The sequence below is a fragment of the Achromobacter sp. genome (genome assembly GCF_050285585.1).
Taxonomy (GTDB): Bacteria; Pseudomonadota; Gammaproteobacteria; order Burkholderiales; family Burkholderiaceae_B; genus Achromobacter.
Genome location: NZ_JBLZXF010000074.1, coordinates 503 through 6,921 on the forward strand (window position 1 = coordinate 503; position 6,419 = coordinate 6,921).

The 6,419-nt window shown below is 67.5% G+C and carries 3 protein-coding genes and 1 pseudogene; all 4 read right to left on the reverse strand.

All coding sequences use genetic code 11. The features are described 5' to 3' along the window. On the reverse strand, positions 1-1,291 hold a 1,291-nt coding region (locus tag ACN6PJ_RS30810), incomplete at its 3' end, for a paraquat-inducible protein A (protein ID WP_427999444.1). A gap of 19 nt (positions 1,292-1,310) precedes the next feature. Then, complete coding sequence (gene clpA, locus ACN6PJ_RS30815) at positions 1,311-3,623, reverse strand: ATP-dependent Clp protease ATP-binding subunit ClpA (protein WP_427999445.1); 2,313 nt, start codon at positions 3,621-3,623, stop codon at positions 1,311-1,313. 55 nt (positions 3,624-3,678) lie between these two features. Next, entirely contained in the window at positions 3,679-5,901 is a 2,223-nt protein-coding gene (gene pbpC / locus ACN6PJ_RS30820) for a penicillin-binding protein 1C (RefSeq protein WP_427999446.1), read from the reverse strand. Next, positions 5,898-6,419: pseudogene (locus ACN6PJ_RS30825) on the reverse strand (alpha-2-macroglobulin family protein); the annotation flags it as partial. The gene pbpC and the pseudogene ACN6PJ_RS30825, both read right to left, overlap by 4 nt.

Sequence of the window (6,419 nt, forward strand, 5' to 3'; positions counted from 1 at the left end):
CCCCCCCCCGACGCCGGCCTTCGACCGGCGCTGATTCTATTTCACTTTGCCCTTCGAGGTCCCAGCTGCGGCGCAGGTCGAAGCTCATGGCGGACAGCATCGTCAGGATCACGACCACCCCGAACGCCGCCGCGCCCGCGCCGGCGCTGATCTCCATCAAGCCCTGGAAATCCGCCAGCGCCGCAAGCAATATAACGACAAAAACGTCCAGCATCGACCACTGGCCGATGAACTCGACCATTTGGTACAGCCGGGTGCGCGGACGCAGGTTGGTCGTGCTGCGCCATTGTTCGGTGAGCAGCAGCAGGATGAGCGCGAGCAGCTTGGTGAGCGGCACGGCCACGCTGGCGATGAAGACGATCAGCGCGATGTCCCAGGACCCCATTTCCCACAATTCGACCACGCCGCCCAGGATCGTATGGGCGCTATCGCCCAGCACGGAACTGACCTTCATCACCGGCAGCACGTTGGCGGGAATATAGAACACCACGGCGGCCAGCAGCAGCGCCCAGGTGCGCGCCAGGTGGTCGGGCTTGCGGTAATGCACCAGCGCGTCGCAGCGCACGCAATGGTGCTCGGCCTCTTCGTCGGCTTCGCGCGCCAGGGCCTGCACCTGGCCGCAGACGTGACAGCCCGTCAGGATCTGGCCGGGCCCGGCCTCGGGCACGTGCACGGGCACCACGCCCACGCTTTCGGCATAGCGCCACAATACGTGCGGCGACAGCCGGCCCAGCATGGTCAGGAGAATGGTGAGGACGCCGAAGGCGCCCAGCCCGATGCCGGGCGACACCGCCGCCATGCCGGCCAGCTTCACCACGGCCACCAGCACGCCCAGCAGGAACACCGGCACCATGCACCAGGGCCGCAGCAGGCCCAGAAACCGCATCGCGGGCCGGAACCCCGCGGGCTCGCGGCCCTGCGACAAGGGACCCAGCACCCAAAGCAGGACGGTCAGCTGCAGCAGCGGAAGCGCGAAACCGGCCATGCCGGTCATTACCGCCACCACCCAATGCCCCTGGCGCCAGGTGATGGAAATGGCGTCCAGCAGCGATGCCTGCTGCGTCATGCCCTGCACGGACATGGAGGCGACAGGATAGGCGTTGGCCACCCCGAAGATGATCAGGGCGGCAATGGCGAGCGCCAGCCAATTGGATAAAGTCAGCCCGCTGTAGCGCCATAGAATGGCGCCGCAGCGGGCGCAATTGGCGGTCTCGCCAGGTTCGAGCTGATGCCGGCGATAGATGCTTGCGCAGTGTTCGCACTCGATCAGCGGCTGGCGGTCCGCGGTCATGGGGGAGGCAGGCCCTTGCCTAATCGACCAGTTCGACTTCCTGCTTGTCGGGCGCATCCGAGGACGGCGGCTTGCCGCTGTCGTCGAAGCTCAGCGTCACCTTGCCTTCGTCGTCCAGATCCACCGTGACCGTGCCGCCCTCGACCAGCTTGCCGAACAGCAGCTCGTCGGCCAGCGCGCGCCGGATGGTGTCCTGGATGAGGCGCTGCATGGGACGCGCGCCCATGAGCGGATCGAACCCCTCCTTGGCGAGATGCTCGCGCAGGCGCGTGGTGAAGATCGCTTCCACGCGGCGCTCGTGCAGCTGGTCTTCGAGCTGCATGAGGAACTTGTCCACCACGCGGAGGATGATCTCGCGGTCCAGCGCCGCGAACGGGATGATCGCGTCGAGGCGGTTGCGGAACTCGGGCGTGAACATGCGGCGGATTTCGGCCATTTCGTCGCCCACCACGCGCGAATTCGCGAAGCCGATGGACGGACGGTTCAAGGTCTCGGCGCCCGCGTTCGTCGTCATGATGAGGATGACGTTGCGGAAGTCCGCCTTGCGGCCGTTGTTGTCGGTCAGCGTACCGTGGTCCATCACCTGCAGCAGGATGTTGAACACATCCGGATGCGCCTTTTCGATCTCGTCCAGGAGCAGCACGCAGTGCGGCTGCTTGGTAATGGCCTCGGTCAGCAGCCCGCCCTGGTCGAACCCGACGTAGCCCGGAGGCGCGCCGATCAGGCGCGACACAGCGTGGCGCTCCATGTATTCGGACATGTCGAAGCGCAGCAGCTCGACGCCCAGCGTGAACGCCAGTTGGCGGGCCACTTCGGTCTTGCCCACGCCGGTGGGACCGGAGAACAGGAAGGCGCCGATCGGCTTTTCCGGCTTGCCCAGGCCCGAACGCGCCATCTTGATGGCGGCGGACAGGGCCTCGATGGCGTTGTCCTGCCCGAAGACCACCGTTTTCAGGTCGCGTTCCAGCGTGGCCAGCTTGCTGCGGTCGTCGTTGGAGACGGACTGCGGCGGAATGCGCGCAATCTTGGACACGATGTTCTCGATGTCCACCTTGCCGATCACCTTCTTCTGGCGCGAGCGCGGCAGCAGGCGCTGCGCGGCGCCGGCCTCGTCGATCACGTCGATGGCCTTGTCCGGCAGGTGGCGGTCATTGATGAAGCGCGCCGACAGCTCCGCGGCGGCCGACAGCGCGGCGGCCGAGTAGCGGACGCTGTGGTGTTCCTCGAAGCGGCTCTTCAGGCCGCGCAGGATCTGCACGGTCTGCTCCACGCTGGGTTCGGGCACGTCGATCTTCTGGAAGCGGCGCGACAACGCGTGGTCTTTCTCGAAGACGCCCCGGTATTCCGTGTAGGTGGTCGCGCCGATGCACTTGAGCTGCCCGGACGACAAGGCCGGCTTCAAGAGATTGGACGCGTCCAGCGTGCCGCCCGAGGCCGAACCGGCGCCGATCAGCGTATGGATTTCGTCGATGAACAGGATGGCGTCGGGATTGCCGCGGATCTGCTTGAGCACGCCCTTCAGGCGCTGCTCGAAATCGCCGCGGTACTTGGTGCCCGCCAGCAGCGCGCCCATGTCCAGCGAATAGACCTGGGCGGCCTGCAGGACCTCGGGCACCTCGCCGCGCGTGATGCGCCAGGCCAGGCCTTCGGCGATCGCCGTCTTGCCCACGCCGGCCTCGCCGACCAGCAGCGGATTGTTCTTGCGGCGGCGGCACAGCACCTGGATCACCCGCTCGACCTCGTGCTCGCGGCCGATCAGGGGATCGATGCGCCCGGCCAGCGCGGCCGCGTTCAGGTCGGTAGCGTACTGATCAAGCGGCGACTGGCGCGATTCGCCCTGCTCTTCACCATTGGTCTGCTGCTCTTTCTGCACGGCGGCGGACTCCACCTGTGGCTGTTTGGTAATGCCATGCGAAAGGAAGTTGACGACGTCCAGCCGCGTGACGCCCTGCTGCTGCAGGTAGTACACGGCATGCGAATCCTTTTCGCCGAAAATGGCCACGAGCACGTTCGCGCCGGTAACCGGCTTCTTGCCGGTGCCTCCCGCCGATACGTGCATGATCGCGCGCTGGATCACGCGCTGGAATCCCAGCGTGGGCTGGGTGTCGACTTCGGCGCCACTCGGAATCACGGGCGTGTTTTCCGAGACGAACTGGCGCAGGTTGCGGCGCAATTCATCCAGGTTGGCAGCGCAGGCGCGCAGGACCTCGACAGCCGAAGCGTTGTCGAGCAGCGACAACAGCAGGTGCTCGACGGTAATAAATTCGTGCCGGGCCGAACGGGCCTCGACGAAAGCCATATGCAGGCTGACTTCAAGCTCTTGAGAAATCACGCTTCCTCCGTGACGCATCGAAGCGGTCAAATACACGATTCATATTCTATGCCGATCATGGCGTAACGCCAGCGATTTCAAAAACCACACTATCGTGGCGCCCATGCGCATCCATGACTGTAAGCGTATACCGGCCGTTGCCGGCCAGCACTAATTTGAATGGATGATCCGGCGCGCCATGATTGACGACGCGCCCGTCTAGCATCCACCATACTTCGCCTTCGGCTCCTTGCACATCCACGTCCAGCGCCACCTGGCGTCCGCCGGGCACGGGCCTGAGCACCGAACCCGCCGCGACGCCCTGCAGGCGCAATGGCCCCTGCGAGGCGTCGGCATAGCCCGCGAACGACGGCGGCGCCGTTTCATTCAGGATCCACGCCGCGCGCTGCTCCGGGCAGATGCCGGACGGCACGCTGCCCAGCTTGTAACCCAGCGGCCAGCAGATCACGGCCGCCTGCACCGTTTCGGGCCTGACGCGGACCTGCTGCACGCCTTCCGGCAAGGCCGCCACGATATCCTGCAGCAGCGGCGCCGCCACGTTCGCCCCGAAAAAACCCGGATTGGGCGTGCCGTCGGGACGCCCGACCCAGACGCCTAGCGTCCATCTGTCGGTCACTCCGACGGCCCAGGCGTCCCGGAATCCGAAACTCGTCCCGGTTTTCCAGGCAAGTTGCCGGCCCGGGCTGCCCGACTGGTAGAACGGCCGGTCGGGGTGCCCGCCGCCCTCCAGAATATCGCGGACGATCCAGGCCGCCCCAGGGCTCATCATACGGGACTCGACCATCGGCTGCTCCGTCCTCAGGCGGGGACGCCCTGAAACGCCGCCCCGGGCCAGGGCCCGGTAAGCGCCGACCAGTTCTTCCAATGTGGTGCCGCCCCCGCCCAAAATCAAGCTCAAATTCGGCTGCGCGCCGGCGGGCAATCGTAACCACACCCCTCCGGCCAGCATGACCGAGGCGAACCGGGCGGGCCCGACCCGGTCCAGAAGGTCCACGGCGGGAACGTTCAGCGACCGCTGCAGCGCCTGGGCCACGCTGACTGGCCCCGAGAACGTCGCCTGGAAATTCCCTGGCGCGTAGCCGCCGAAAGACATGGGCGCGTCAATCAGCAGGCTTTCGGAATGGATCAGGCCCTCGTCCAGCGCCTGCGCGTACAGAAAGGGCTTGAGCGTCGAGCCCGGCGAACGCACGCCGCGCACCATGTCCACGTGGGAATAACGGGTATCGTCCGAAAAATCGGCGGAGCCGGCGTACGCCTTGACCTCCAGCGTGTCGTTGTCCATCACCAGCACCGCCATCGACACCTTGGGCGGCAGGCCGTCCACGCGGTCCAGCAGCATGCGCTCCACCGAGGCCTGCATGTCGGCGTCCAGGGTGGAGGCCACCAGGGCCGGGCGCTCGCCGGGGCGCCGCGAGCCCGGGCGCTTCGCGCCGGCCTCCTGCAGCAGCCGCTGCGCGGCCAGGGGCGCCAGCCAGCGCGCCCGCAGCGGCGGCGCCACCACCTGCTCGATCTTGGCGTCCGCCACCTCGGCCAGCGTCCACCGGCCCAGCTCGACCATGCGGTCCAGCACCTTGTCGCGCGCGGCCTGCGCGGCCTCCGGGTGACGGTCGGGCCGCAGCCGCGACGGCGCCTGCGGCAAGGCGGTCAGCATCGCGGCCTCGGCGGGGCTCAGGTCCCGGGCGGGCTTGCCCAGCCACAGGCGCGAACCCATTTCCACGCCCTCCACGATCCCGCCCATCGGCGCGTGGGTCAGGTACAGCGACAGGATCTCGTCCTTGCTGTAATGCATCTCCAGCTGGACGGCGCGCCAGGCCTGGCGCAGCTTGGCGGAAATGGAGCGCGAGGGCTTGCCGGCCAGCTCCGGATCGATCAGCCGCGCAACCTGCATCGTCAGGGTCGACCCGCCCGACACGATGCGGCGGTTCGTGGCCCATTGCCAGCCGGCGCGCGCCAGGGCCACTGGGTTCACGCCCGGATGCCAGTAGAACCAGCGGTCTTCGTAGGTCAACAGCGTTTCCAGGTAGCGTTCGGACACCTGGTCCGGCTTGACCGGGTAGCGCCAGATCCCGTCGCGGCTGGGATAGTTGCGCAAGGGCGTGCCGTCGGCGGCGACGACCACGGCCGCGCCGCCCGAATCCACGGGCGGCAGGGGGTACAGGCGGTCCAGCGTGAATAGCAACGCGGCCAGCGCAAACAACGCGCTGGCCGCGAAGATTCCCCGCCGCCGCCAGCGGCGCGCGCGCGAGGCGCCCGCCGCCGGGGGGACGGCGGCGTTCAAGGACGCTTGGCGCCGCGGTCGCGGATCTCTACCGTGCTCCATTGCTCGCCCACGCCCCGGATTTCCGGCCGGTACATGTCTTCGGCCACCGTCGACGGCACCGCGTAGCGGCCCGGCGTCACGACGCGCACCAGGTAGAACACGTCCACCTTGCCGCGTCCCAGCGCCACCGCGGCCACATAGCGGTCGTCGCGGAACTCGCGGTGCTTGATGTTGGGATCGGCCATGGCATCGGCCACGCGGCGTCCGCCAATGGACCAGTCCTGCATCTCGGGGCTTTGCGACAGGTTCAGGTTCTCGACCTCGAAACCGGCCGGCACACGGTCCACCAGCAGCCCGTCAGGGATGTTCTGGTTGGCGCTGGCCTGCACCCAGACCACCAGCATGTCGCCGGTCTGCAGCGTGCCGCCGTCCCACGGACGGCCGTCGGGACGGTACCAGCCGCGCTTGAGCTGGATCACGTCGTTGCGCGGCGCCGGCGCCGAGGTCGGGCTGCCCTGGATGTCGTACTCGACGAA